The organism is Geomicrobium sp. JCM 19055 (assembly GCF_000698185.1).
GTDB classification, from domain to species: Bacteria; Bacillota; Bacilli; order Bacillales; family Marinococcaceae; genus Geomicrobium_A; species Geomicrobium_A sediminis.
The window spans coordinates 93500-119229 of record NZ_BAXL01000007.1 but is presented as its reverse complement, the minus strand read 5'-3'; the positions used below and the strand labels follow the sequence as shown (position 1 = coordinate 119229).

The following is a 25730-nucleotide window of genomic DNA, read 5'->3' as shown; positions in this document are numbered from 1 at the left end:
GAAATCATAAAGAATCTATATAACTACAACTAACTGTAGATTAACTACCAACACATGATACCACATCAAAGCTCGTATCTTTACTCGCAAGCAACCATTCTTAAAAAACCAACTAATAAAATAAAAAAAGATTGCACGGAGTAAAGCGAACACTTACGTTTCTACTTTACCCGTACAATCTTTCAGTAACGTTCAATTATTAAATGGTTTAGCCAAACCAACGCTTAAGCTTTAGAATCAGTTTGCTCATCTGTAGCAATCTTTTGTGTCTCTTTAGGATCAACGTCATCATCCATGAGCTTGCTTGTTGACTTTTTGAATTCAGAAATGGTTTTCCCAAACGCGCCGCCAATCTCTGGCAATTTCTTGGGTCCAAAAATAAGCAATGCCAATAAAAGAATTAGAATAAGACTAGGAATTCCAATGTTAAGTGGACTCATTTCATTTTCCCTCCTTTAAAATCGATTAATCTTCGTCTTCAACGAGGATTCCAGGGTTTTCAAAGTACTCAAGCATTCCTTCAGCTGCTCGATACGCTAATGCGCCAACTGTTGGTGTCGGGTTGTTACCACTATTGTGTGAAAACGTAGAAGCACCAACGACGAAGAGATTTTCACAATCCCATACTTGAGAGTAGTTGTTTACAACAGATGTTTCACTTGAAGCACCCATGATCGTTCCACCTGTGTTATGCGTCGTTTGGTATGGAACAATGTTATAGTCACCAGTCGCTTGATTCGTTTGTGTAACGATATCTGCACCCATTTGCTTCATGATCTCTTCAGAGCGTTCAGCTTGATGTGCAGCAAGCTTACGATCTTGATCCGTAAAGTTATATGTCATACGAAGTAACGGGTCACCGTTCTCGTCTGTATACGTCGGATCAAGGTCAAGATAGTTGTATCGGTATGGCATGCTTGCACCTTGGCAACCAATTGAAAGCGTGCGATAGAAGTAATGAGTCGAAGCTTTCTTGAACTCACTTCCCCAAGACTTTGTATCTGGCGGTACTGGGTTCGTTGCAATTGGACGAATTCCCGTTTGGTTTAATGAAAGAACACCGCCATGAATAAAGTCAAGATCACTATGGTCAAAGTTGTCGGCATTGTAGTCTTCCACTCCACCACCGAGAGCTCCCGCACCAGCGTACAAGTTGAACTGCTTGTCTTCAAACATTCCTTGAGCACCAGACATGATTTGGTAGCAGTAGTGCTTTCCTACAACACCTTCTTCTGTTTCTGGATCATATGGCTGACCAATGCCTGATTGAAGCATAAGACGAGTGTTGTTCAACACGTACGTTGTGAGAATCACCATATCTGCTGGTTGGTAATACTGTTGTCCATCATTACCATCGATATAGTAAACGCCGACTGCTTGACCGTCTTCATGTGCAACTTCACGGACGTTAGCATGCGTTTTGATTTCAAAGTTACCAGTATCAACTGCTGTTGGAATTACAGTAATTAATGGATCAGACTTTGCTTGATAGTCACAACCGAAACGCTCACAAAATGAACAGAATTGACATTGGTAAATCGTTTTACCGTCAGGGTTCGTATAATTCTCTGAAAGGTTTGCAGATGGACGTTGATGTGGGTGTAATCCCAACTCAGCCGAAGCGTCTTTAAATAAACGAATTGCTGGTGTTTCTTTCATTGGCGGTGTTGGGTATTCCTCAGACATCCATGGTGTCATGTCATTTTGCTCACCAGAGATTCCCGCTGTTTTTTTCCCATTTCGTATAATAAGGCTCGAGCTCATCATATGTAATGCCCCAGTCTTGTAACGTAATGCCTTCTTCGATCTTATCTTCGCCGTAACGATCGATCGTCTGTGTACGGATTTCAAAGTCATAAGGGAAGAAACGAGGTGCTTGACCATTCCAGTGAATTCCTGCTCCACCAAGGTCTGTACCAAGTACAAATGAACCTGTTTGACGCATTGGAAGTGCAGTCATATCTTTATCATTACGGAAACTAACGGTTTCCTTTGAAAGATCTTGCATTAAATCGTGATCTAATGCATATTTAAGTTCGTCTTTTTGCATGATGAAGTCTGCAGGAGTTCGATCCGCACCGCGTTCTAGTCCGAGTACTTCAATGCCTGCTTTTGCTAGTTCAGCTGCAATAATTCCGCCTGCCCAACCGACACCGACGACAACGGCTTGTTTTTTTCGGTAATTCAATAGCCATATTTTATTCAATCCTTTTTTTAGTTGTGATGTTCGTGTAAGCTAATTGGTTCCATATCGTGGAATTCTTCGTCTTCAATAATATTCATGTATGCCATTTGGCACCTGGATACTTCTTCATTCTCCAGCCGTCCATGTTTTTGTTTCCACCGTAAACAGGATCTGAATACACGCCACGTAGCGTTGCAGTTCTTAATAAACTAAAGAATTGTGATGACGACATTCCATTCATGTCAACGTCACCAGCTTCGAACTTTTCTAAGATTGCATCTTGTTGTTCTTCAGTAAGATCGAAGTAGTTTTCACCATCATGACTTGCTTTTGCTTCTTTTTGAATCAGACGAACACCTTGTAAAAATGCATCACGACGTAAAAGTGCCGATTGCGTTCCTTGTGTTGCTTCTCCTTCTTCAAACGGGCCATCCATATACTCACGTGCGTTAAATCCCCATGAGCCTGCAAGCTGACGGTCAATGAAATAAGGTACTGAAAGTGCGATTGCCCCTGGTCCTACTTCATCTTCTGGGAAGATTCGCTCTACCGCTGAACTTAATACACGGAAATCTTCTTGGCGCTTAAAGAACAAACGCGCTTCCATGTAATCATTGCTGCCGTTCCCGTGATTGTGGTCTCCATTGCTCGTTGACGTTGACGTATCTGAAGAGCCGTTGAATAGCATCCCGCCAATCAAACCACCACCAATTAATCCACCGACTGCAAAGCTACCGTTCTTAATAAACTCTCTTCGGGTAAGACCTGAAGGTTTTTTTCTCATCTGCCATAGCCGTTGACTCCTTTTTGTTTTCATAACAAATTGACCGGTCGCGATTGACCCGTCTCGTTAATCTTTGTTGTTAAGCCCCCTGCTTACAACATGCTTAGCCCCGTAACTCCCCCTACTCATAGACATTCACAAATGTACAATCCTATGTACTAATGGTGTATCTTGCACCTTGCATCCAGAAATTGTTAATCTAGTCTATTTTAAAATCTGAATACATCCTATGCAATCACTTCGACTCCCGAAACATCGAACAGCTGTTAATCTTATATGTGTATACCTAAGGAAGAAACTAAACATATGTAAATCATGAACTTATATGGAAAGGTCCACCTCCGATTTCCATATTATATACTAACATATAAAACCTAACAATTGCAGTGTCTTATTAAAAACAGTTATGGCCGATTCTCATAATTATTTGCTTCACAATCACATTATTTTGACCACTAATAACTAACCGATTCAATGTCATAAAAAAATCCCCCATACAAAAAAAATGTATGGAGGAGCTAAAAATGGTTACCAACCGTTTATGATTGTAACATGTATATTCATCATTACGTAGGGGTTTTTATACATCCAAAACACTGATTATCTTCTAACTACAACTACAGTTTTTTTATTTCTGTATATTTATGACTTTTTCTTCAGTCGCTCTTTTAACATTCGCATATTTCGTGAATCGAAATTCATAGGAAAAGGAAATTTCTGTGTCCTATGGACCCTACTAGATTCCCCGAAACTAAAACGTGGCATTTTATCTAATTTCATGTAAAATTGTCTATTTTATCGTCATAACAGCTATTCGCTTGTCGTTACGACTCATGGCAGCTTGTTATACTAAGTGTAGAATTCATTTTTAAGGCGGGTCTTCGTTATGAATGTTATTGAAAAATACCAATCACTTCTCATCATACTTGCTATCGGTCTTGGTCTACTGCTCGGTCAAATCGTCATGATTGAACGCCATGCAGAACTGTTCATCTTGCCTCTCTTAATCGCTATGCTCTATGGACTGTTCCTCTCCATTCCGCTTAAAGGATTTCTGAGTGCTTTTCAACACCGCAGGTTTTTAGGGTCGAGTGTGTTTCTTAATTTCGTATGGACACCTATTTTTGCTTGGGTGTTAGGTGCACTCTTTTTAGCAGATCACCCTGCCCTTTGGCTAGGATTTATTTTGTTACTCGTCACCCCATGTACAGACTGGTATCTTATTTTCACGTCGATTGCAAAAGGTAACGTGCATTTGTCTACATCTGTGTTGCCCGTTAACCTCCTATTGCAAGTCATCTTATTACCACTATACTTATTGATCTTTGCTGGCACGATGGAAATGGTACACCTACCGACAATCCTTGAAAGTGTGCTCTTCGTCCTGTTTCTCCCATTTATTCTCGCTACATTGACGCGATTAATCTTTCGTAACAGAACCAACTTCTTACAATCAAAGGTCCTACCTTTCTTTAGCACTGCTCAGCTCGTCTTTCTCTGCTTAGCGATTGTGGCGATGTTCGCTTCACAAGGCACCTATTTAATGGACAACCTAGAAGTCCTATGGTTACTGCTTCTTCCGCTGTTGTTGTTCTTTTTGATTAACTTTTTTTTATTTCCTTACTTGCTGGAGGATTCTTCGTTTTCGCTACGAAGACACCGCAAGTTTAAACTTGACGATCATTGCAAGAAACTCTCCAGTGGCACTTGCGATTGTGTTAGCCGCTTTTCCAGAGCAGCCACTCATTGCTCTTGCACTCATTATTGGTCCGCTCATTGAACTGCCCGTACTCGCAGTCATTTCTCAAGCATTATTAAAACGAAGGAAGAAACATTTAGGTCTTTAAGATCTATAATTTCCAAAATCTAGATTGCTCTTCGCGATTTCCGGGTACATATACAGAGTAATAGATAAAGAGAAAAGGGAGCGGTCAGCTTGAAGAAAATGTATCCACTAGTTGGAATGACGAGTGTTTCGATGATTCTCGCGGCATGTGCGACAGACGAAGGAACTAACGACGAGCAGCAAGACGATCCGATTACCGAGAGCGATGAAGAAGTCGCAGACGCAGATGAACCAGAAGACAGTTCAGATCATCACCAAACAGCAGAAGAAATTATTGAAGCTGCAATTGCTGCAGAAGAAGAGCGTCAAAGTTTTTCCATGCACTCAGTTATGACGATGGGGATTGACGCTAGTGTTGATGAAGACATTCCCGAAGAAGAAGACGGTGAAGCTGAAGAGCGGGAATTCGTTGAGTACTCCTACAGTCATGAAGACGGAACCGTTAGCACTCGAAATGAAACGATGGTCGACGGAGAACCGACTGAATATACAGCTGGAGACAGTGAGTATACGTTGTTCTACACAGAAGGTGATGACGTTGCTTACCGCGTTGAACAATTTGAGATTGAAGATGACCCTGCAGACGTCAATCCAATGGCAAATCAATTTGAGCAATTCCTTGAAGACTATGAAGTAGAACTAGTCGGTGAAGAAGAAGTCAACGGGTTCATGAGTTACCACATTACATTTAGCGATGACGTCGAAGTTCGCCATTATTGGATTGAACAAGAGACGTACGAAATTGTGAAGATGGATAATGAACATGAAGACAACCCGTTCCGCATCGGATTAGACGTATTGGAATTTGAAGAGAGCATTGACTATGATGAAGCTTTCTTCAAACTTGAAGATGTACTACCAGAAGACGTTGAAATTGAAGACCGAGATGAAGATGAGCATCTAGAACAAGAACTTGAAGATTCACTAGATGATCTAGACGAAGATCAATAAAGTTACAAAGTGAATGAAAGCGATTGAGCACAACCCTGAGGGTTGTGCTCAATTTTTGCCAACGACTAACGGGTTGTAACTGAACGTACCGTATGAATCAGCTCATTTGTCCAATAGTTGGTAGGCTCAATCACTTGAGCAATTTTTCCTGAGTTCTTCAACCACGTTTGCAATTCATCATAATACGCTTCTGTCATCGAAAAGTCGTACGTAAAACACGGAAGGGTTGCGTTCATAATTGACTGGTTAAGTGGATCGCTTTCATCAGCTTGTGTGAATGCATAATAAATTGCTTTCGCTTCATCAGGGTTCTCATAAAGATAATCAATTGACTTTCTAATTACTTTCATAAATGACGCGAGCACATGTTTTTGTTGTTCGAACACCTCTGGGGATGTAATAAAGATAAGCTGGCAAAAGTCAGGAACTCCAAAGTCCTTTAAAGCAAAATAATCAACATCCAGTCCTCGATGCTTCGCTTCTGCCACTTCAAAATTTCTAAAAACTAAAGTTGCAGCATCGGCCTTATCTTCTACTAATGCATCCGTATGGTAAAAGCCGTTATTCACGGGCTTAAACTGTTCCAACTCACACGCTCCACCGTCATGTTCAACCATCGTTTTGACAATCGCAAGCCCACCTAACCCTGGTGCGCCTGGTATTGGATTCTCTTTCCAATTAGATCGACTGGGCGTTTAATCCCTTTTGCTTTGTTATACATCACACCGCCATTGGTATGTAGAAATCTTGCAAAACCTAGCACCGGTTCGCCAGCTGCACGGTCTTCGACGAGGTGTAACGGTTCTGTAATTGCAATATCCATCTTACCTGCTTTAATTTCATCAATCGCATCGAAATGATCTTCTGGTTCAATCATCGTCACATCTATGCCTTCGTTCGCAAACCATCCTTTTTCCATTCCGATCATCAACGGAATGTGATCTGGTTCATGAACCATTCAAGCCCTACTGAAATCTTTTGCATCTTTCATTACTCCCTTATTAAATAATAAAAAATCCACTTCTTGTCGTAAGAAAGAAGTGGATTTACGTAAACGGGTTATGTAAAAACAACTCACTTCCCTACGCTGGGTTCAACCAGATCAGGTTCTAAGGGTCAAAGCTTTGCTTTTCTCAGCCTACAGTTGGCTCCCCCAGTGAAAGATTGAACTTTTCTAACTTTATTAAAACACAACCGTTTGCCGTGTACAAACTGATTGCATAAAAAAGAAAGGCACACTCAGTGCCTTTCTTACACCGCATACGATTCAAGATTATCAATCTATTGATCGGTTCGTGAAGATGATTTTGATGCTTTTTTTGTCCTTTTGATCTTTCTCTTCACGATACACTTCATCTACTGGGACAGGGTCTTCAAACTCGTTATCTTCAACATCGTTTTTCTTCGGACGATTTTTCTGGAATTGAATAGGATCGTTTTGTTTGCGATTCTTCATTCAAATCACCTCTTAATACTTGTTTTCCACGAAACGACAGTTACGAAACATCCCCAAGTTAATTAAACTTTGAATGTTTTTAGTAACTCAACAACACCGTGAACGAGTGGTGTTTGCGTATGTTTATGCCATGTTAAAACAGTTTTTTTATAGTGAGTAATGTCAATTTCTTTATAGACAACGTTATGATGCTGGATATGTGATGTTGATTCGGGTACAAACGAAATGCCAAACTCCGCGGCAACAAGAGAAACCATCGTTTGTTGTTCTGTTGAATATTGTGCGATATTCATGACAGTGTTCGATTTGATATATAAAGAACGCACCGCTTCAAAGTACCCTTCTCCTGCTTCTCTTGGACTTATGATTAACGGCTCATTAGATACGTCTTCCATTGCGATTGGTCCAGTCGACGAGGCTAGCGGATGACTTTTAGGTAAGCAGACGATAAACTTCTCTTCATAGAACGGATGCGTATTTAACTCTTCGTCACCTACAGGTGGGACAAGAAGCGCTAAATCAATGTCTCCCGTTAATAACGCTTGAATTTGCTGCTTTGTCGTTAATTGTGACACGTGAATTTCGAGCTTCGGATATTGTTTTTTTTATTAGCGTTAAGACCCGTGGCAAAATTTGAAAAACTACCGATCCTCCAAAACCAATCGCTATTTTCCCTCGTTCTCCTCGGTCAATTTCTTGTAAAATTGCAGTCTCCTTCTCAAGACGAGCAAGCATCTGAACAGAGAGCTCATACAAATACTCACCAGCTTCTGTTAAGGCAACAGAACGATTCGTTCGTTCCAATAATTGTACATTTAAGTTCTGTTCGAGCTCTTTGATTTGCGCACTTAATGGCGGTTGTGAAATGTTCAAACGTTGTGCAGCATTACCAAAGTGCAGCTCTTCAGCGACAGCGATAAAGTAACGCAAATGACGAAGTTCCATCTTTAATCCTTCTTTCCATACGTAATACGTATCAACCTCATAGTAAAGAGTATCATTATTTTGTACAAGGTTTGTTAGGATAGATTAAACACTGAATTGCTAAAATTTTTAATCAGAGGAGATCACATGGTTTTAAAAATACCAGAGACAGAGATCTTGGCACGTCAACAATCCTTCAAAGAAAAATTCAGAAAAGAAGGAATAGATGGTGCCATTATACACGCATCGATTGATATATTTTATTTAACAGCATTTCACTTCAGGCCATCAGAACGACCGATTGCACTCATTTTTGATCCTCAAGGAGATAGTCACCTCTTCGTACCACTTATGGAGAAAGGACATGCCGAAGCTTATGCGCATGTTGACCATGTTCACGATTATCCTGAGTATCCAGGAATCCAGCATCCTATGAATATTTTAAAAGACTATTTAACCTCAATTGGCATGGCTAACATTCATGTTGGCATCGATGGAGACGGGTATTCCTCTCCAAAAGGTTATCGGGGACCGAAGCTAAGTGATATTCTCGTTAATCAGTATACGTCGATCTACGGATTCATTGAATCGATGAGAATGATAAAGTCTGAAAACGAATTGGCACTTATTAAAACGTCTGTACGTTGGGCCAACTATGCACATGAGCTTCTCGTCAACTATTCAAAGGTTGGTCGTTCAGAAATTGAGATTGAAACGAAGGCAACATCCGAAGCAACCATCGCCATGGTTGAGACACTTGGCCCAGATTACATTCCTAACGGGTCACCTGCTCATGCCTTTTACCGAGGACAGATTGGACCACACTCTGCATTTCCACACTCACAAACGCAAAACTTACGACTTGAAACAGGATATAATGTCGTTTCTCAAGCAGCCGCTCACGTGTACGGCTATATTAGTGAACTAGAGCGAACGATGTTTATCGAAGAAGTAAGTAAAGAACAAGAGAAGTATTTTCATCACATAAAGACCGCCCAAGAAATTGCATTTGAACATATTAAGCCTGGTGCAAAAGCTTCTGCTGTGGATGCTGCTGTGCAAGCTTATTTCAAAGAAGAAGGCGTACATCATTTAACGCTTCACCATACGGGTCATGCACTTGGACTTGTTCATACGCACGAAGCTCCGTTCTTCGACTTAGGAGACGATACGACGCTTGAAGCTGGAATGGTTTTTTTCCGTTGAACCGGGTCTATTCGTAGAAGGACTTGGAGGGTTTCGTCATTCCGATACGATTGTCGTTACCAAAGACGGAATGGAACCACTAACCTATTATCCACGAGATCTAGAATCATTAATTATTACATAAAGGGGACAAAACAACATGAAAAAGCAGATGATCTTTTTACCTATCTTTTCTGCAATTGCACTTGCAGCATGCTCATCTGATCCAGGGGACAGCACAAATGCGACCGATTCTTCCACTACTAGCGATTCGTCAGACGAGACGATCACGATGGCAATTACAGCAGATATTCCTGACTTAAACCCACAAGGGGCGAGTGAGCGAATGTCTGGTTCAATCAAGTTCCATGTTTTTGAAACACTCGTCGCACCTGATGAGAATATGGATTTACAACCTTTACTAGCTGAAAGTTATGAACAATTAGATGATTTAACGTGGGAGTTCAAACTCAAAGAAGGTATTTCGTTCCATGACGATCAGCCGTTCAACGCTGAAGCGGTGAAAACCAATTTCGACCGAGTTCTCGATCCTGAAATTGCCTCTCCGATGTTCGCCCAATTCAATGTAATTGACGAAGTCGAAGTCATCGATGATTATACAGTGCACTTTATTACTGAGGAACCGTTTCAATCATTACCGAACAACTTATCACACTTTGGCGGGGCCATCATTAGCCCGAAAGCAATAGAAGACGCTGAAAACGGAGACCACAACTTAGACCTTGATCCTGTCGGCACTGGCCCCTTTGTCTTCGACTCTTGGACTCAAGGGGAGAGCATCAATTTTGAGAAGAATGAAGACTATTGGGGAGATGCTGTTGATTTTGATGCGTTAACCTATTTGATCGTTCCTGAACAATCGACACGTATTGCAATGCTCGACACGGGTGAAGTAGACATTATTGACGACATTGAGCCTGTTAACACCGGACAAGTCGACGCGATGGACGGCGCAAGTCTAGTAGCTGTTGAAAGCATGCGTTCCAACTATATCGGCTTTAACTTAGATGTTGAGCCGTTGGATGATGAACGAGTACGCCAAGCATTCGCCCATGCGATTGACCGTGATACACTCGTCACCGGCTTCTATGGTGAGTATGGCTCAAAAGCAACGGGTCCAATTAGCGATTATATCTTCGGTTATAACCCTGATTCTGACTTTCCTGAATACGACATTGAACGTGCCAGAGAACTTCTTGCCGAAGCAGGGCTTGAAGATGGATTTACAACGTCCATTTGGTTAGAAGAAAGTGATTCGGTGGCAGTTCAAGTCGCCCAGCATGTTCAAGATCAAGTGGCTGAAATCGGTATTAATCTTGAAATTCAACAATTAGAATGGACGACGCTGATTACCGAGACGACTGAAGGTAACCACGATCTCTTCTTACTCGGATGGTCGAACAACTTAGGGGATCCTAATGACGCCATTTACCGCCAGTTCCACTCTGATAACATCGGTGCAGCGGGTAACCGCATGTGGTACAGCAATGATGAAGTTGATGAACTGTTAATTGATGCACGTAAAGAAAGTGACGACGCTGTACGTGAAAGCATGTACCAAGAAGTTCAGGCGATCCTCGCTGAAGAAGTTCCACGAATCGATTACGTTCACCCATACTATATTCTAGGTGTAGGTGACCACATCGAAGGATTTGAACAATTCGTAAGCGAGCATCATTCCTTTAGAAACGCCTCCATCATCGAAAACTAACTGGGGACAGTCCCCCATTGCTTTATAGCGCTAAAGTTAATAGATCAAAAGGCACTTCTGCTAGTTATGCAGAAGTGCCTTTCTCATGAACGACCACTCATGATTGAAAGTTACAGTTAATTTTCCACTGCGTCACTTTTTCTTCTTAATTGAAACACATGACCAGTACGTACCCATTCTCCACAACCACTCAAATGGTCCGTAGCGAAATGGTTTGAGCCACAAGTAGCTAAATAGCATCTGGCTAATAAATAGAAGGATACCAATACTAAGCGCAAAAATGTAACTCGGTTCTGTCCAAATCCCTACGTCTTCAAAAATCGTTCTTCCGCTTCCCCGGAATAAGCAAACGAACACGAGCGATTGCAAGAGATAGTTTGTAAACGCCATCTTCCCAATTGAATTGAAAGGAAGAAGTGCTTTCGACATTGCCGTCTTACTCGTCCCCCACAAAACAATGAACAAGATCATACCAATCGTCACAACGAAAGGGAAAAATCCATTTAATACTTGAATTGATTCATTATAATGAAGCACCGTCTTTCCTGCTAAACCAATCGCTAGGCTAAGGAAAGTAAGTACCCACATTTGCGTTCTACGATTTGAGATAGCGGTGAATATGCCCTTATGAAAGGCAAACATCCCAAAAAGGAAGTAACCTAAATGCTCAACCATCGAAGCAAACTCTATAATAAGATATTCCGTTCCTTTAAACGGTTCTTCAGAACCAACAAAAACGCTTTTCAAACCTTCTTCGAGGGAAAGCTCACCAGAGAAGAAGTAGCTAACGACTTCAACTCCAACTGTATAGCCTAACCAGAGGATTAACGCAGCGAACAACAAGCCTCTCGCAGGCAACGTTGTAAATAACAACAGAACAAATCCTGCCATTGCATACATTAATAAAATGTCCCCTGCCCAAATCGCATAACCGTGTACAGCACCGACAATCGCTAACAAGAAAAACCTTCTTAACAAAATAGGATAGGGATTCATACCCTTTTCTTTTAATCGGTTATAGATGAGCATTACACTCATCCCGAACATAAATGCAAATAATGGCCTTGCGCTATCCGTCAAAATGATGGATAGAACATCATTTAATCCTTCATTAAGTGCCGATGGATGTTCCTTATTAATCTCTGCAAGACCAGGTATATTGGCTAAAAAAATGGCGAGTAATGCAACTCCACGCATTTGGTCTAATATCGCAATTCTTTGATGTTTATTGATATCATTACTCTTTGTCATAGAAACCTCTTCAGTCATTAAGCTTGGAAAGAGTCAAGCAAACGATCGATGTACTCGAAAACAAAACTACTTATACCTACTCTGTCGTCTCCTTACGCCAAGCACCTTCACGTCTATCGTCGGTTGCTCCTTCTAATTCACCAGTTTCTCGGTCGATGGCTAATGCTTGAATCGATCCAAAATATAGCGGTGTCGGAGGTTCACGAACATCTTGATAACCTTTTTGAAGAAATGCTTCACGTTGGTTGGATCAACGTCTCCTTCTATAACTAGCTCATCTTCAGTCAAATGAAAACGTTCCGTTTCCACTGCTTGCTCTAGACCGGCTTCTCCACCAACCCAATCGGCAATCACTTGCGTAAGCATAATAGGAATCCGCTCTCCCCCGGGGCTTCCAATCCCCATCACCGGACCTTTTTCATCAGCTAAAATAAGCGGAGAAGACCACGTAATGGATCGCTTCCCTGGTTCCGGTTCATTATTCCCCTCACTACCTATGCTAAACCTCGACATCTGATTGTTAAGAAAGAAGCCCTGGGTATAGTCTCCTGAGCCAAAAAAAATCAGTCAATGTATTTGTCATTGAAACGACGGTGCCTTCATCATCTATAACGGTAATATGAGTCGTATTCGGGTCTGAGTCATGAACAACCAGCTCATCTCCAGACAACAAACGGTCAGAAGAGATCTTTTCTGCCAATGCTTTGTTTTGTTCTGCGTTTGTAAGGTGATCAATTGTAACATCAACGAAAGAAGGATCATCAAATTCTGTTTGAATCGTGTGGTGTGCAATTCTCCAAGACATCGCAATGTCATGAATAAAATCTGTGCTATTGCGACTCTCATTGAGAGTCCCTAGTTCTTCAATGATTTGCAACATTTGGATGACGCTTGCGCCAGGAAGAGGTAATGGAGCACCAATCACGTCATATCCAGCAAACTCTCCAGTGACCGGTTGATGACGTCCAACACGATAGTCTGAAAGTGAGTTCATGTTTAAGCCTTCGATTTCAGATACAAGACCTTCAGCAATTTCTGCCTCGTAAAACGATTCTCCCCCACGATCGCGGATGAGACGTAACGTATCCGCTAGTTCTGATTGTTCGATGTCGTCTCCCGCAGAAAGGGGGGTGCCACCAGGGTAAAAGTGCTCTAATCGTTCAACTGGCAATCGACCTTGAGCGGACTGAAGTTGCTCAGCGAACGTTTCTGAAACTGTCGCATGTTCAGCTAATTCAATGGCTGGATTAAGCACCTCTTGCCAATCTGATCTTCCATAATCATCGTGCATCGTCGTCATGCCAGCAACAAAACCCGGGACACCACTATTGGATGAGGGAATGCCGTCTTCTGGTACCACTTCACGATAATCATAGGCTTCAGCGTCTTCTCCTTGCTCTTGCACGAGCGTCACTCCGCCACCACCAATTCCTGAAGCAAAGGCTCAACGACCGAAATCGCATACGCCGCGGCGATGGCAGCATCCACTGCATTCCCGCCACTTTCAAGCACCTTCATTCCAGCTTCTACAGCATCTGGATGACCAGCACTCACACCATATGAAGTTAGGCGTTCCGCCTCATCTACAGACCGCTCAGTTGCACCTTCATCTTCTGCATTTGGCTTCTTAGAAAGTTCGATTTCGTTCTCCTCCTCTCCACCTGATGCACAACCGCCAAGCAAAAACACCGCCATTGACGCTTGAATAAAGAGAACGTGGTAGTTGACCTTGATTCTCTTCATTTTTAGTTGCAATCCATCCACCTCATCATCGCTACAGATTCTATCAACATCGAATTGCTTAGTCTTTGTCATTTAACTTGCTGTCATTTTACAAGTCGTGATCAACATGTCAATAGAATAACTTTTAAAGAATACGAATGATCTACTTTTAAAAGTTGAAAAATCAACGTCTCTAGTCTAATACGTCTACCTTTTACTTCTAGTGATAAAAAGGGGCTATAAGCGTTATCCTCATATAAAAAAATTAAGCCATAGCGATTTGCTATGGCTTAGTTCTCAGGCTATTTCTCTACTTGGATGTCTTGATACGATGGATTGCGCTCGAATTCCGCTTTTGCAAATGGACATAAAGGAAGAATGACCTTCTCCTCGCTTCTCATTCTTTCAACAACCGAATGCACCAACTCTTCAGCGATCCCTTTTCCTCGATGCGCTTCCTTTACGATCGTGTGGTCAATGATGATTTTCTTAGAACCGATTGGCTTAAACGTTATTTTACCCATTTCTTCTCCATGCTGATCTTGATATACATGTTGTTTCTCTTCCTTACTAATCATGTTACCCTTCACCTCACATGTACGTTTATTTAAAATGCAACATCCATTCCTCAAAGGCACCGAGGAACTTTTCGACACGTTTAATTGTGGCTTCATCCGCAATTTCAGACTGATCTTCATTGAGTTTGTTATGAACAGAGCCGACCATAATCTTTGGACCTGGCATAATATAGGCGTCTAGCGTGAGTAACGTTTGACGCGTTTGCCCTTGGGATTGCACTGTGCCTGCCCCTCCTGGACTTGCACCTGCTAACGCAAATGGTTTGTGTTTTAGGACTGTGCCTTTGGCAGGGCGTGATGCCCAATCTAAAGCGTTTTTCAGAACAGCTGGACTGCCAGAATTGTACTCTGGTGAAACGACAATTACACCATCCGCTTCATCAATCGCTTCTTTCAACTGTTGTACACTTTCTGGATCCCCTTCTGCTTCAACATCTTGATTAAAAAAAAGGAATCGCATCAATTTCAATTTCTTTCATTTGCCAATGGCTCGGTTTCTTTTCAATCATGACTTCCATTAACTTCCGATTGTACGATTGCTTTCGTAGACTTCCACAAATCATTGCAATCTTAAGATTTCTATCCGCCATAACAACCTCCTAAATGATTAAACGTTACGCTTCTACTAGATTGGTTAAATCATAGCACAGATCGCCCACAACTCGTATAAGCTACACAATTGCCGCGTCCAGTGCTACGAGCATTACGCTTTCACCTCAGTGTTCCACCAACTTGTCGCCTGTTTTATCTCTTCATCCGTTAATTCATGCCCGTAATCAGTCAGTTTCACCGTCACTTGCGCACCGTTATCACTTAATTGCTTCTTCACAGCCATCACATCCCCTGGCGTTGTGATCACATCCCTTGCTCCAGATGTAATGAATACAGCAACATTGTCGAGTGACTTCGCTTCAACATGGGAAAATAAATGACTCGGATGAAGTAAAATCGCAGAATCAAACAAGTCGCTATGTGAGAGCAATAAACTAATCGCTAGATTTGCTCCATTAGAATAGCCAACGAGGTGAATGGATCGACCCGTTCCTACTTGTTCTTTAATAAAGGAAGCGATTCTGTCTGTATTCTCTTGGATCTCTGCATAATCAAACTGTCCGTCTACCGGTCTGTTAAAGTACCGAAAGCCTTTGTTATTGTTCGATACATCACCGCGAATTCCTAACACAGAAAGGGAATCATCGATTTCACCAACGACATGTAGTAAGTCTGTTTCTCTTCCTCCGCTACCGTGTAAAACGATGAAGACATCTTGACTCGTTTGGCTATGATGATAGAACGATTTCATTGTGTTATCCCTCTCTTTCATAATATTGACTTACTATAGTTTAACTGTAAACTGATAGTAAGTCAATGTAGACGAAGGAGGAAGCTTCATGAGATTAAAAGGGTTGCACCACATCTCTTCACTGTCCGCCAATGCTGAGAAGAATCTCGCGTTTTACAGAAACATCCTTGGTATGAATCTTGTTAAAAAAAACAGTAAACCAAGAAAACACATCGAACTATCACCTGTTTTATGCTGACCAACAAGGATCACCAGGTACAGAGCTCACATTCTTTGAAATTCCTAACCTTGCTGCAAAACGAGACGGCACGAACCGTGTGTCTTCCATTTCATTACTCGTACCTTCGATAGAATCACTCACATTTTGGAAAGACCGCTTTACACGATTTCAAGTGAATCATGAAAACATTCAAGAGATAAATGGCATACCTTCACTGCCATTCGAAGATCCTGAAGGTCACCGGATGGTTCTTACTCCAGATGTTCACGCTACATTAGACGTTACTAATCAGACCGATGACATTCCACAGGATCAAGCTATTCTAGGTTTAGGACCTGTAACGTTAGTCGTTCAATATTTAGAAGCGACAAGTCAAGTATTAACGAATGTTTTAGGTTTAACACAAGTCGGCTCTTATGAAAAAAAACGACACGTCTGTCCATGTCTTTGAAATGAGCGACTCTGGGTTAAATGGTCAAGTCCATGTGGAACAACAAAAAGACACCCCGAAATCTCGAGAAGGACGGGGAAGTGTTCACCATATCGCTTTTCGGGTGGAGACAGAAGAAGAATTAAAACAGTGGGTAGAGCGACTCGAAAATGAAGGATTTCAAACTTCTGGATTCGTCGACCGCTACTACTTTAGATCGCTGTATTTCAGAGAACCGAACGGGATCCTCTATGAACTAGCAACGGATGGTCCAGGATTTGATATTGATGAAGACTTAGCGTCCTTAGGAAAGAAGCTCTCTCTTCCTTCATTTTTAGAGCCGGACCGAAAAGAAATCGAAGCTAAATTAAAACCACTTAGAACGTAATAAAAAGGAAGCGAAGTAACTACTTCGCTTCTTTTATATGATAGAAATTAGATCAACAATAACGGTCATAATAATAATAAACAATAGTGTATTTAGACTAAGTTTTAAGATTGCATCAGGAATTTTTGCACTTAATGAAGGTGCGATTAAACCCCCAATCAGCCCACCAACTCCTAGTAAAATAGCAAACTCCCAGTCCATTGAGCCCGAAGGTATTCTTGCAATGATTGCAAACAACGAGATGAAAACGCCAGTGAATGTCGTAATGGCAATCGTCGTCTTGAGTGAATAGTGAAGAACATACACCATATATGGAATGATTAAAATCATACCACCAACACCGATCACCCCTGTGACCACACCTAGAAAAAACATCAACCCCATCCCAAAAATCATAGACATCCGCTGATTCGGGTCGATGTTCGGCTTTCTAAAGGGAATTAAATTAAACGTTAACGAAATGATAGCAATAAAAAGAAATAGGCTAAGAAACACCAATTGATTCACATGTTCAGCCAGAAACATGCTCGACAAAAAAGAACCAATCGACCCGAACAACACATAAAAAATCACTTTTTTTTATAAGGAATTCGCTTGGCAAAATGATGACGTACTGTTGCAGCACCCGTTGAAAATAACGTAAGAACAAGCGCCGCCGACGTGATCGTTTGTACCGTTAACGACTCCCCTACCAATGATGGATATACATATTCGAGCAACGGAACGACCAACATGGAGCTTCCCGCTCCTAATATGCTTGCAATTAGACCACAGATCAATCCGATGATAATTAGAATCATGACAACCACTCGTTTCAACAAAGCTACAACCATATTTGACCATGTAATCGTATCATAATTCTTTTAGAGCAACTCGTTAATTTAGCTACATGGGAAGCTTATCAAGAGGAGGAGGTATTTCGGTTTGTACTTTATTTCTCACAACTCGCTACTCATTTATTCTCTCAATCGAGAGTGCATGAACTTGAGGAGGATCACTTTCCATTATTGAGCCATCGAAACCAATGACCACTGTATCCCCAACTTTCGCCCTTGAAGGAATGTCACTATTTCTAGTGTTTACGACTAATTCATCAAACGATTCATGCTCTGGTGCGATAGAAAAGCTATTTGAAAGAAATCCCATACTAATTATTTTTCCTTCTATTGAATGAGAAGCTACATGATCAGTTTGCTCAATTGCGGTTGTTGAACAACCCATAAGTAATAAACATAAAATTGGGATAATCATTAATTTATTCATCATAAGTAAAAATCCCCTTTAATTAATGCACGCAGTGTACTACTAATATTTCCAACCTAAGACACTTCCTTATGCTCACGGTTCATCAAACGTCCTTTTTTTATCGTAAACAGGGATGCCTTTATCCATGAGCATTTGAAGCAATACTTTAGGTTCTGTCACTTGTTGATAACCCAAACTGAATACAGGGAATCCAGCCTTCGTTAAGGTATCGTAAATATAACCAGGAATTTGCCCAGAAAAGTGGTGTTCATACTTCGTATCATCATCCGTAATAAAGAAGATGACCGTATGCAAATTGAAATGAAGCAAGCGGACAGATTGTACATCTTCCCAAGGTACTAAACCAACCGTAAACATCATCCCTTCCTCATTCAAGGTGATGATCGGACCTGTCTGATGTAAGTTATAAAATATTTGAAAACCGCAGCCAAACAGGATAAATGCCAAGAATGAGAAAATTAATGTACCCTCACCATCCGGATTCAACCATGCTACAAATGCGAAAAATAACATGATTAATCCCGACACTACGCTTAGCCATATCACCAAGTAACTTCTCTTTTTTGATAAGTAAAATGATTTTTCTATCATTGGTATACTCCGTTCCAGGTTGTTGATATGTAAATGGACTAATTTTCTACCTCTTTTACTGTTTATATGTTAACCTATTTTTAAATGTGGTTAACAATCGAAAGGAGGGCTACACATTAAAACAAAAAATCTCATTTTCATTTCGATGTTCACTGCGTTCTCAGCTGTTTTTGGGTTGTTACCACCGATTCCGATCCCTTTTATTCCTGTGCCCATTACGCTCCAAACATTCGGCGTCATGTTAACAGGAGCTTTGCTCGGTTCTAAGAGGGGGTTCCTTAGTATACTGCTACTCGTAGCACTTATTGCGATCGGCATCCCCCTGTTATCTGGTGGTCGAGGCGGTCTTGGTGTCCTGACTGCACCCGGAGGGGGCTACATACTGTCTTGGCCACTCGCTGCGTTTATGATTGGGTGGTTCACCGAACGACTCAACCACTACTCTATGCGTAACTTAATCTTCATCAATGTTGTTGGTGGTATTCTATTCATTTATCTATGTGGGAGTTTATGGTTCTCTTTTACAACCGACCTTCCCTTTCCACAAAGCTTCATCGCGAATCTCGCTTTTTTGCCTGGCGACGCTGTTAAAGTTGTGCTCACCGCTGCCTTAACGATCAAGCTTAAACAAACCGGTACGGTTCCAATTCTAAATGAAACGATGAAAAGGTGATCTTATGAATCTTGTTGCACCAATCTTTAACTACGCTGAAAAGAACCCCGATCAACTAGCCATCGTTGATGAACGTTCAACGATCAACTATCGCACACTCGCTTACACAATGGGGCAAGTCATGATTGGATTAAATAAGTACAATAAACCGCAAATGGCGGTTGGCGTTCTCGCTCATACCCATCGTGAAGTCATTGAGACATTATGTGGCGCTGTTGCAGCTGGCCATATTATAGTTGTTCTTGATCCGAAGTGGTCACAGAAGCAATTGAAGGAAAGCCTTAAACACGTTGATATCCTTTTTATTGACGAACAATTTCGAGATCTCGTGCGTAATCACACGACTGTAGACGTTATTCCTTACAGAACTAGCAAAAGTACTGGTACATTCTATTATACAGATTGGCGCGATCTACATACAGGTACATTCCCAACTTTAGCAGCAGGGGATACAGAACCTTTTTACATTGGATTTACATCTGGTACTACGAGTAATCCAAAAGCATTCATCCGTCATCATCAATCTTGGATTGAGAGCTTTACCGCGTGTCATTCCGTTTTCAAGATTGACCAAAACAGCCATGTCGTTGCACCTGGTTCGATCGTTCATTCTTTATTTCTATTTGCTGTTTTTCATGCACTTTTCAATGGGGCAACGTTGTACGTATTGAATCAGTATTCTTCAGCAAAGTCACTCAAACTCATTCAAAATCACCCTGTCTCACATATGTACCTTGTGCCTACAATGGCAGAATCACTTTTAGCATCACTTGAACCCTCTGAACAACACACACAACCTGTCTCACTGATCACATCTGGTGATAAATTAACGACCGAAACAAAAGGGCGATTGCAAAACGCTTGGCCAGACGTTCAGCTGTTTGAGTTTTACGGTGCTTCTGAATTAAGCTTCGTATCGGTATCTACGCCAAGTGATCATCTACGTAACCCTGAATCTGTCGGTAAACCATTTCCGAGCGTTCAATTGGAAATTCGAGATGATTCAGGAAACCCACTACCACCTGAGCAAATCGGTACACTACACGTAAAGAGCAACATGCTCTTTAGCGGGTACATAAACGATGACAATGAGACAGCAAACGTTCTCATCGACGGCTGGGCGGTAACAGGCGACTTAGCCAAGCTCTCCCACGATGGCGATCTCTACCTCGTAGGCAGGAAAAAGAATCGCATTATCAGCGGTGGGTGGAATATCTTCCCTGAGAAAATCGAAACAATTGTTAAAACGTACTCAGACTTACATGAAGTTGCTGTTATTGGTCTACAGAGTAGGTTTTGGGGAGAGATTCCAGTTCTTGTAATTACAGAACAATCAAATGGTGACCAACAAAGCACTTTACGATCCATCTACAAAGAGCACCTGCCAAGACATGAATGGCCACGAAGAACATACACCATTGACGCTTTTCCTTATACATCTAGTGGCAAGATAGCTCGAGCGCGCTTAAAAGAACTCATTCAGAGGTGATTACGTGCACACTCCCGTTATTGTAAAAACCAAAAGAACAGCCATAGCAAAAGCCGGTGGCGCATTAAGTGACGTACGTCCCGAACATTTAGCCGCTCCTGTCTTGCAATCATTACTCACTGATACAGGGATTGAAGCGAAACAAATTGACGAAGTCGTACTTGGGAATGCTGTCGGACCCGGTGGAAATCTTGCTCGACTCGCTTTATTAAAGGCAGGTTTCCCACTCGAAATACCAGGCGTCACGATTGATCGTCAATGCGGTTCAGGTCTAGAAGCGATTGTTTATGCCGCTCGCTTTATTCAAAGCGGGGCTGGAAGCATCTACATTGCCGGTGGTGTCGAAAGCGAGAGCTTTGCACCTCTAAAAGTTGAAAAACCAACGAGTGATCACGCAGAGCCTCTTGAGTTTACAAGGGCACGGTTTGCTCCAGATGACATTGGTGATCCAGATATGGGGATCGCGGCTGAAAACGTCGCAAGAACGTTTGGCATTACACGTGAAATGCAAGATGACTTTGCGTGGCGAAGCATCAGCTCGCTTCTATTGCGCAAGCAAAAGGTCATTTTAACAATGAAATCGTACCCGTGGAACGTACAAACGGTACGATCTTTAATCAAGACGAATGTATACGAAGAAACGACATGAAGAAACTGCTCACTCGCCTCAAGCCGGTGTTCGAGCAACACGGGACCGTCACCGCGGGGAATTGTTGCCCAAAAAAATGACGGCGCTGCCGCTACTTTAATCATGTCAAAGGAACAAGCGCAATGCTATACGTTAAAACCCGAAGCAATCTTCTTAGACGCAGTCACTGCAGGAGTTGACCCGAACCTCCTCGCATCGGACCAGTTCCTGCCATCCGTAAGCTACTTATGAAGAATAAGTTAACCATGAATGAGATCGATCTTGTTGAGTTCAATGAAGCCTTCGCTTCCCAAGTCATTGCCTCACTACAATTACTAGACATCCCTCTAGAAAAAGTGAATATAAACGGTGGTGCATCGCCTTCGGACACCCGTACGGTGCATCTGGCAGCATTATCGTAACAAGACTTATTGAAAATATGAAACAAACAAACGCACAATACGGAATTGCTACGATGGGCATTGGGGGTGGGCTAGGAACCGCGATATTATTACGAAGGGACCCGGAAGAATAAAAAAAAGCACATATAGGTCTAGACCAGAACATGTTTATGTAACTTCACCATCTAAGTTAATCAAGCAATCACAAAACTTCTTTAGGAGATTGCTATGGAGATATCAGAAGAACGTTTACCCATAGTAGCTGTTAAAGTCTTAACTTATGTGGCAGTGCCAATAATTAGCCTAAATTCGTTTATTATTGAGTTGCGATCTTTGTGTTTGCTGCTCTCTGTTTCTTCCTTTTTTCTATTAAAGAGTTGGAACATTATAATGGAAAGGTCGCTCAAATGTGAGCGACCTTCAGAGTGTCGAAAAAGTGCTGTTCTTATATAAATATGAAGTAGAGAGTTAATGAACTTGTAGATTTTAAAGTATTAAAGTTATACATTTTACTTTTGTTTTTACAGACTCAATATGCTGTATAAAAGCGGCTGTCGTGGCGAAGACGCCTGCGGGAGTAGCGTTAGCCGAAGATCATCGTGCGAAGCACGATAGCTGAGCAACGCCCGCGGCAAGCGTAGCCACAGAAGCCGCTTACTCATTTAAGAGTACACTTTTGGTCCGTTTAAGTTTCTAAACAGCCTGAGGTCGCTCAAATGTGAGCGACCTTTTTTTTGTAATTCAGTCAACTAACCAAGCTAAAATAACAATATGGTTTAGTTCTTCCATAAAGTGGTATTGGTTAAAAAGGAGTGTATAAATATGACTACGTCTATATTTAGTGCGACACTAATTCTAGCTAGCATCATTATTTATATGGGTACTTTCATTACTACCGCTGTAGTCTCAGGAGGTGGAGTAGACATTACAGAGATGATCTATTCATCAATGTGGGACTCCTTCCCTTTACATGTTATTTTATCCGTTGTAATGCTAGTTGGAGGTTTAACTTTAATGAGCTATGAAGTAATCCAAACTAGAAAGTAAAACTTTTTGGCTTGTCCCATTAGCTACAAACAAACTAATTCGGTTGAGGAAGTTACTCTTCTAAATTTGATTGTTTGTAACATACATTATACGAATGGAGTTAGTGTATCTATGAACATAGACTACAGAGAAGAAAAAGTCTTTAATGAGTTAGTATTAAAGTCACTCTACGATGATGTAGGCTGGACTGCATACACTAAAAATATGCCTACATTAATTGCAGGTTTTAAAAATTCATTAGCTGTCATTTCAGCATGGGATCATGATAAATTAATAGGGTTAATTAGAGTTGTTGGTGATGGCAAAACTATCATATACATTCAAGATCTCTTAGTATTACCAGCATACCAAAATCACGGGTTGGGTTCCAAGTTGTTGGTGAAAGTATTATTTAATTATAAAAATGTAAGGCAAAAAATCTTATTGACCAATGATGAACCCAGAGTGAGAGCATTTTATGAAAAACACTTATTTTCCTCGTGCGATCAAGGTGATCTAGTTTGCTTTGCCAAAATAAGTTGAATATGATTAATATGAAATAAGGATTAAACTCGTTACGATACATTTCACAATTATCATTTACCACTGTATTATAAACAGAATATTAATTTAATTATCCTGAGTATTGAAAACTCCACCTTTATATTGTTGATGTACTGGCAACTTATTACGGTATAAACTGATATTCTACAATCAATAAAAAGGTCGCTCAACGTTTTGAGCGACCTTTTATAATGCACTTAAATTGTGAAACTCACTCGCTAAACCTATTCAACCGTTACACTTTTTGCAAGGTTACGAGGCTTATCAACGTCACATCCACGATGCAATGCTGCGTAGTACGAGATGAGTTGCAATGGAATCACTGAAGCGAGTGGCGTCAAATAGTCATGGACTTTTGGAATGACGACGTTGTCGCCTTTACGGTTCAATCCGTCCATGCTGACGACACATGGATTTGCCCCACGAGATACGACTTCTTGTAAGTTTCCTCGAATGTTCAAGTTGACACTTTGTTGTGTGGCAAGTGCGATGACGGGTGTTCCGTCCTCGATGAGTGCGATCGTTCCGTGCTTTAATTCTCCTCCAGCGAAACCTTCCGCTTGAATGTAGGAGATCTCTTTAAGCTTCAATGCACCTTCTTGAACGACGTGGTAATCAAATCCGCGACCGATAAAGAACGCATTGCGTGTTTCGAGCAAGTAGTCTCTTGCGATTTGTTCCATTTCGTCTTTCGCATCTGTGAGCACTTCAATCGCATTGGCGACAATGCTTAATTCATGGATCGCATCAAAGTCTGTATCAATGCCTTTTGCAATCGCTGCATCCATCGCTAAGATAGACAGAACTGCCATTTGTGCCGTGTACGCTTTGGTCGATGCTACCGCAATTTCTGGTCCTGCATACGTGTACAATGCAAAGTCGGCTTCACGATCAAGCGTTGACCCTGGTACGTTCGTAATTGTAACGGACGGCAGTCCAGCTTTCTTCACATTGACGAGAACGCCGCGGCTATCCGCTGTTTCTCCACTTTGTGAAATGAAGATGAACAATGGCTTCTCTGACAACAATGGTTGGTTGTACAGGAACTCACTTGCGATGTGAACTTCAACTGGAATTCCAGAAACCTTCTCCAAGAGTTCTTTTCCGACGAGACCTGCATGGTAGCTCGTTCCTGCTGCAATAATATAGATGCGATCTGCATTTCCAACGCTTTGCGGATGTCTTTGGAGAGCTTAATTTCGTTTTGCTCATCTTGGTATTGTTGAATGATGTTGCGGATTACGAACGGCTGCTCATCGATTTCTTTTAACATATAATGAGCATACGTGCCTTTTTCCGTATCACTTTCATCAAGCTCAGCTGTGAATGGTTCACGATCGACCGTTGTACCATCTAGCTTCTTGATTTGTACACCTTCACGATTCACGATGACGGTTTCTTCATCCATTAGCTCAACGAATGTCTTCGTCACGTGTAGCATTGCCATTGAATCCGATGCCACAACGTTTGCATCATCAGCAAGACCAACGAGCAACGGGCTCTTGTTCTTACCAACATAAATCGTATCAGCATCATTCGCATCAAGCATAGCAATGGCATAAGAACCTTCCAATTTAGAAAGAACCTGACGGAACGCTTCTTCCGGTGTTGCACCTGCGTCCGCAAACTTCTCGATCATTTGCACGATGATCTCTGTATCCGTATCACTCGTTAACGTCACGTCACTTAAAAACTCCGCCTTAAGCTCTTCGTAGTTCTCAATCACACCGTTATGAACGAGTGTGAAACGCTTCTCATTACCTTGATGAGGGTGAGCATTCGTAATGTTTGGTACACCATGTGTTGCCCAACGCGTATGACCAATTCCAATCGTGCCATCCGCATCCGTTGCTTCTGCTTTCTCTCGAAGGGTCGCAATTCTTCCCTTTTCTTTAATCACATTTACATTCTCATCAATGACTGCGAGTCCAGCTGAGTCATAGCCACGGTACTCGAGTTTCTCTAATCCTTTTAATAGGATATCTTTCACTGTTTGTGTTCCTACATAACCGACAATTCCACACATAACTGATTTCCTCCAATAAGGGGACAAGCACATTACGGGACAGTCTCTTGTCCCCACTCTATAGTCGTAAATTCACTGTCATGGTCATTGCTTTTGTACGAAGAGTCACCT

The 25730-nt window shown here is 41.6% G+C and carries 22 protein-coding genes, 7 pseudogenes and 1 riboswitch; of the genes and pseudogenes, 10 read left to right on the top strand and 19 right to left on the bottom strand.

The window, feature by feature from the left end; genetic code table 11:
* Nucleotides 1–224: 224 nt before the first annotated feature.
* The 3 genes and pseudogenes from tatA to JCM19055_RS07980 form a co-directional block, all read right to left on the bottom strand.
* Entirely contained in the window at nucleotides 225–440 is a 216-nt protein-coding gene (gene tatA / locus JCM19055_RS07990) for a twin-arginine translocase TatA/TatE family subunit (protein WP_042359363.1), read from the bottom strand.
* A 25-nt stretch (nucleotides 441–465) separates the two neighbouring features.
* Nucleotides 466–2188, bottom strand: a pseudogene (locus JCM19055_RS07985) (GMC family oxidoreductase).
* A 91-nt stretch (nucleotides 2189–2279) separates the two neighbouring features.
* Nucleotides 2280–2969, bottom strand: coding sequence for a gluconate 2-dehydrogenase subunit 3 family protein (locus tag JCM19055_RS07980; RefSeq protein ID WP_370543046.1), 690 nt, complete (start codon nucleotides 2967–2969; stop codon nucleotides 2280–2282).
* A gap of 886 nt (nucleotides 2970–3855) precedes the next feature.
* Here JCM19055_RS07980 and JCM19055_RS07975 point away from each other — a divergent pair.
* Nucleotides 3856–4816, top strand: a pseudogene (locus JCM19055_RS07975) (arsenic resistance protein).
* Nucleotides 4817–4905: 89 nt separating this feature from the next.
* A complete protein-coding gene (locus JCM19055_RS07970) occupies nucleotides 4906–5766 on the top strand; it encodes a hypothetical protein (RefSeq protein WP_042359362.1) in 861 nt (286 codons plus the stop codon).
* A gap of 65 nt (nucleotides 5767–5831) precedes the next feature.
* Here JCM19055_RS07970 and JCM19055_RS07965 read toward each other — a convergent pair.
* The 4 genes and pseudogenes from JCM19055_RS07965 to JCM19055_RS23265 form a co-directional block, all read right to left on the bottom strand.
* A pseudogene (locus JCM19055_RS07965) lies at nucleotides 5832–6750 on the bottom strand (ABC transporter substrate-binding protein).
* A 78-nt stretch (nucleotides 6751–6828) separates the two neighbouring features.
* Nucleotides 6829–6931, bottom strand: a riboswitch (TPP riboswitch).
* Between the two features lie 111 nt (nucleotides 6932–7042).
* Entirely contained in the window at nucleotides 7043–7222 is a 180-nt protein-coding gene (locus JCM19055_RS07960; RefSeq protein WP_042359361.1) for a hypothetical protein, read from the bottom strand.
* 62 nt (nucleotides 7223–7284) lie between these two features.
* Nucleotides 7285–7797, bottom strand: a complete 513-nt coding sequence (locus JCM19055_RS23270) for a LysR family substrate-binding domain-containing protein (protein ID WP_052366092.1) — start codon at nucleotides 7795–7797, stop codon at nucleotides 7285–7287.
* Nucleotides 7742–8167, bottom strand: coding sequence for a LysR family transcriptional regulator (locus JCM19055_RS23265; RefSeq protein WP_052366091.1), 426 nt, complete (start codon nucleotides 8165–8167; stop codon nucleotides 7742–7744). The genes JCM19055_RS23270 and JCM19055_RS23265 overlap by 56 nt, the downstream gene beginning before the upstream one ends.
* A gap of 126 nt (nucleotides 8168–8293) precedes the next feature.
* On the opposite strand from JCM19055_RS23265, the gene JCM19055_RS07950 reads away from it, so the two are divergent.
* Genes JCM19055_RS07950 through JCM19055_RS07945 form a run of 3 tightly spaced genes read left to right on the top strand, consistent with a single transcriptional unit; the run spans nucleotide 8294 to nucleotide 11063 of the window.
* Complete coding sequence (locus JCM19055_RS07950) at nucleotides 8294–9352, top strand: Xaa-Pro peptidase family protein (RefSeq protein ID WP_265181937.1); 1059 nt, start codon at nucleotides 8294–8296, stop codon at nucleotides 9350–9352.
* Nucleotides 9324–9476: a hypothetical protein gene (locus tag JCM19055_RS28945; RefSeq protein ID WP_265181936.1), complete on the top strand. Its 153-nt coding sequence runs from the start codon at nucleotides 9324–9326 to the stop codon at nucleotides 9474–9476. Before JCM19055_RS07950 ends, JCM19055_RS28945 begins: the two co-directional genes overlap by 29 nt.
* Before the next feature lie 15 nt (nucleotides 9477–9491).
* Nucleotides 9492–11063 (top strand): glutathione ABC transporter substrate-binding protein, encoded by a 1572-nt coding sequence (locus JCM19055_RS07945; protein WP_042359360.1) that lies wholly within the window; start codon nucleotides 9492–9494, stop codon nucleotides 11061–11063.
* 132 nt (nucleotides 11064–11195) lie between these two features.
* Here JCM19055_RS07945 and JCM19055_RS07940 read toward each other — a convergent pair whose 3' ends face one another.
* The 7 genes and pseudogenes from JCM19055_RS07940 to JCM19055_RS07920 form a co-directional block, all read right to left on the bottom strand.
* Nucleotides 11196–12314, bottom strand: coding sequence for a DUF418 domain-containing protein (locus JCM19055_RS07940; protein ID WP_042359359.1), 1119 nt, complete (start codon nucleotides 12312–12314; stop codon nucleotides 11196–11198).
* Between the two features lie 159 nt (nucleotides 12315–12473).
* Nucleotides 12474–12827, bottom strand: a complete 354-nt coding sequence (locus tag JCM19055_RS23260; protein WP_052366090.1) for a gamma-glutamyltransferase — start codon at nucleotides 12825–12827, stop codon at nucleotides 12474–12476.
* A 7-nt stretch (nucleotides 12828–12834) separates the two neighbouring features.
* Nucleotides 12835–13832, bottom strand: a pseudogene (locus tag JCM19055_RS23255) (gamma-glutamyltransferase).
* 506 nt (nucleotides 13833–14338) lie between these two features.
* Nucleotides 14339–14614 (bottom strand): GNAT family N-acetyltransferase, encoded by a 276-nt coding sequence (locus JCM19055_RS07930; RefSeq protein WP_042359358.1) that lies wholly within the window; start codon nucleotides 14612–14614, stop codon nucleotides 14339–14341.
* Nucleotides 14615–14639: 25 nt separating this feature from the next.
* A complete protein-coding gene (locus JCM19055_RS07925) occupies nucleotides 14640–15074 on the bottom strand; it encodes an NADPH-dependent FMN reductase (protein WP_052366087.1) in 435 nt (144 codons plus the stop codon).
* The gene (locus JCM19055_RS27235) at nucleotides 15055–15204 is read right to left on the bottom strand and encodes a hypothetical protein (protein WP_193745360.1); all 150 of its coding nucleotides are present in this window, start codon (nucleotides 15202–15204) and stop codon (nucleotides 15055–15057) included. The genes JCM19055_RS07925 and JCM19055_RS27235 overlap by 20 nt, the downstream gene beginning before the upstream one ends.
* Nucleotides 15205–15317: 113 nt before the next feature.
* Nucleotides 15318–15917, bottom strand: coding sequence for an alpha/beta hydrolase (locus JCM19055_RS07920; RefSeq protein ID WP_042359357.1), 600 nt, complete (start codon nucleotides 15915–15917; stop codon nucleotides 15318–15320).
* 88 nt (nucleotides 15918–16005) lie between these two features.
* On the opposite strand from JCM19055_RS07920, the pseudogene JCM19055_RS07915 reads away from it, so the two are divergent.
* Nucleotides 16006–16955, top strand: a pseudogene (locus JCM19055_RS07915) (ring-cleaving dioxygenase).
* Nucleotides 16956–16988: 33 nt separating this feature from the next.
* On the opposite strand, the gene JCM19055_RS07910 reads toward JCM19055_RS07915, so the two are convergent.
* From JCM19055_RS07910 to JCM19055_RS07895, 4 genes are all read right to left on the bottom strand, one after another.
* Nucleotides 16989–17528 carry a TSUP family transporter gene (locus tag JCM19055_RS07910; RefSeq protein ID WP_265181935.1) on the bottom strand — a complete coding sequence of 180 codons (540 nt, stop codon included), beginning with the start codon at nucleotides 17526–17528 and terminating at the stop codon, nucleotides 16989–16991.
* A complete protein-coding gene (locus tag JCM19055_RS07905; RefSeq protein ID WP_042359355.1) occupies nucleotides 17525–17755 on the bottom strand; it encodes a hypothetical protein in 231 nt (76 codons plus the stop codon). The genes JCM19055_RS07910 and JCM19055_RS07905 overlap by 4 nt, the downstream gene beginning before the upstream one ends.
* A gap of 148 nt (nucleotides 17756–17903) precedes the next feature.
* Nucleotides 17904–18221: a hypothetical protein gene (locus JCM19055_RS07900; protein WP_042359354.1), complete on the bottom strand. Its 318-nt coding sequence runs from the start codon at nucleotides 18219–18221 to the stop codon at nucleotides 17904–17906.
* A 72-nt stretch (nucleotides 18222–18293) separates the two neighbouring features.
* The gene (locus JCM19055_RS07895; RefSeq protein ID WP_042359353.1) at nucleotides 18294–18812 is read right to left on the bottom strand and encodes an STM3941 family protein; all 519 of its coding nucleotides are present in this window, start codon (nucleotides 18810–18812) and stop codon (nucleotides 18294–18296) included.
* 175 nt (nucleotides 18813–18987) lie between these two features.
* On the opposite strand from JCM19055_RS07895, the gene JCM19055_RS07890 reads away from it, so the two are divergent.
* From JCM19055_RS07890 to JCM19055_RS07870, 4 genes and pseudogenes are all read left to right on the top strand, one after another.
* Entirely contained in the window at nucleotides 18988–19485 is a 498-nt protein-coding gene (locus tag JCM19055_RS07890; RefSeq protein WP_193745359.1) for a biotin transporter BioY, read from the top strand.
* A gap of 4 nt (nucleotides 19486–19489) precedes the next feature.
* Complete coding sequence (locus JCM19055_RS07885; RefSeq protein ID WP_042359351.1) at nucleotides 19490–20974, top strand: AMP-binding protein; 1485 nt, start codon at nucleotides 19490–19492, stop codon at nucleotides 20972–20974.
* Between the two features lie 4 nt (nucleotides 20975–20978).
* A pseudogene (locus JCM19055_RS07880) lies at nucleotides 20979–22137 on the top strand (thiolase family protein).
* Between the two features lie 1024 nt (nucleotides 22138–23161).
* The gene (locus JCM19055_RS07870; protein WP_042359349.1) at nucleotides 23162–23572 is read left to right on the top strand and encodes a GNAT family N-acetyltransferase; all 411 of its coding nucleotides are present in this window, start codon (nucleotides 23162–23164) and stop codon (nucleotides 23570–23572) included.
* Nucleotides 23573–23817: 245 nt separating this feature from the next.
* Here the strand turns inward: JCM19055_RS07870 and glmS are convergent.
* Nucleotides 23818–25619 (bottom strand): annotated as a pseudogene (gene glmS, locus JCM19055_RS07865) (glutamine--fructose-6-phosphate transaminase (isomerizing)).
* Between the last annotated feature and the right edge of the window lie 111 nt (nucleotides 25620–25730).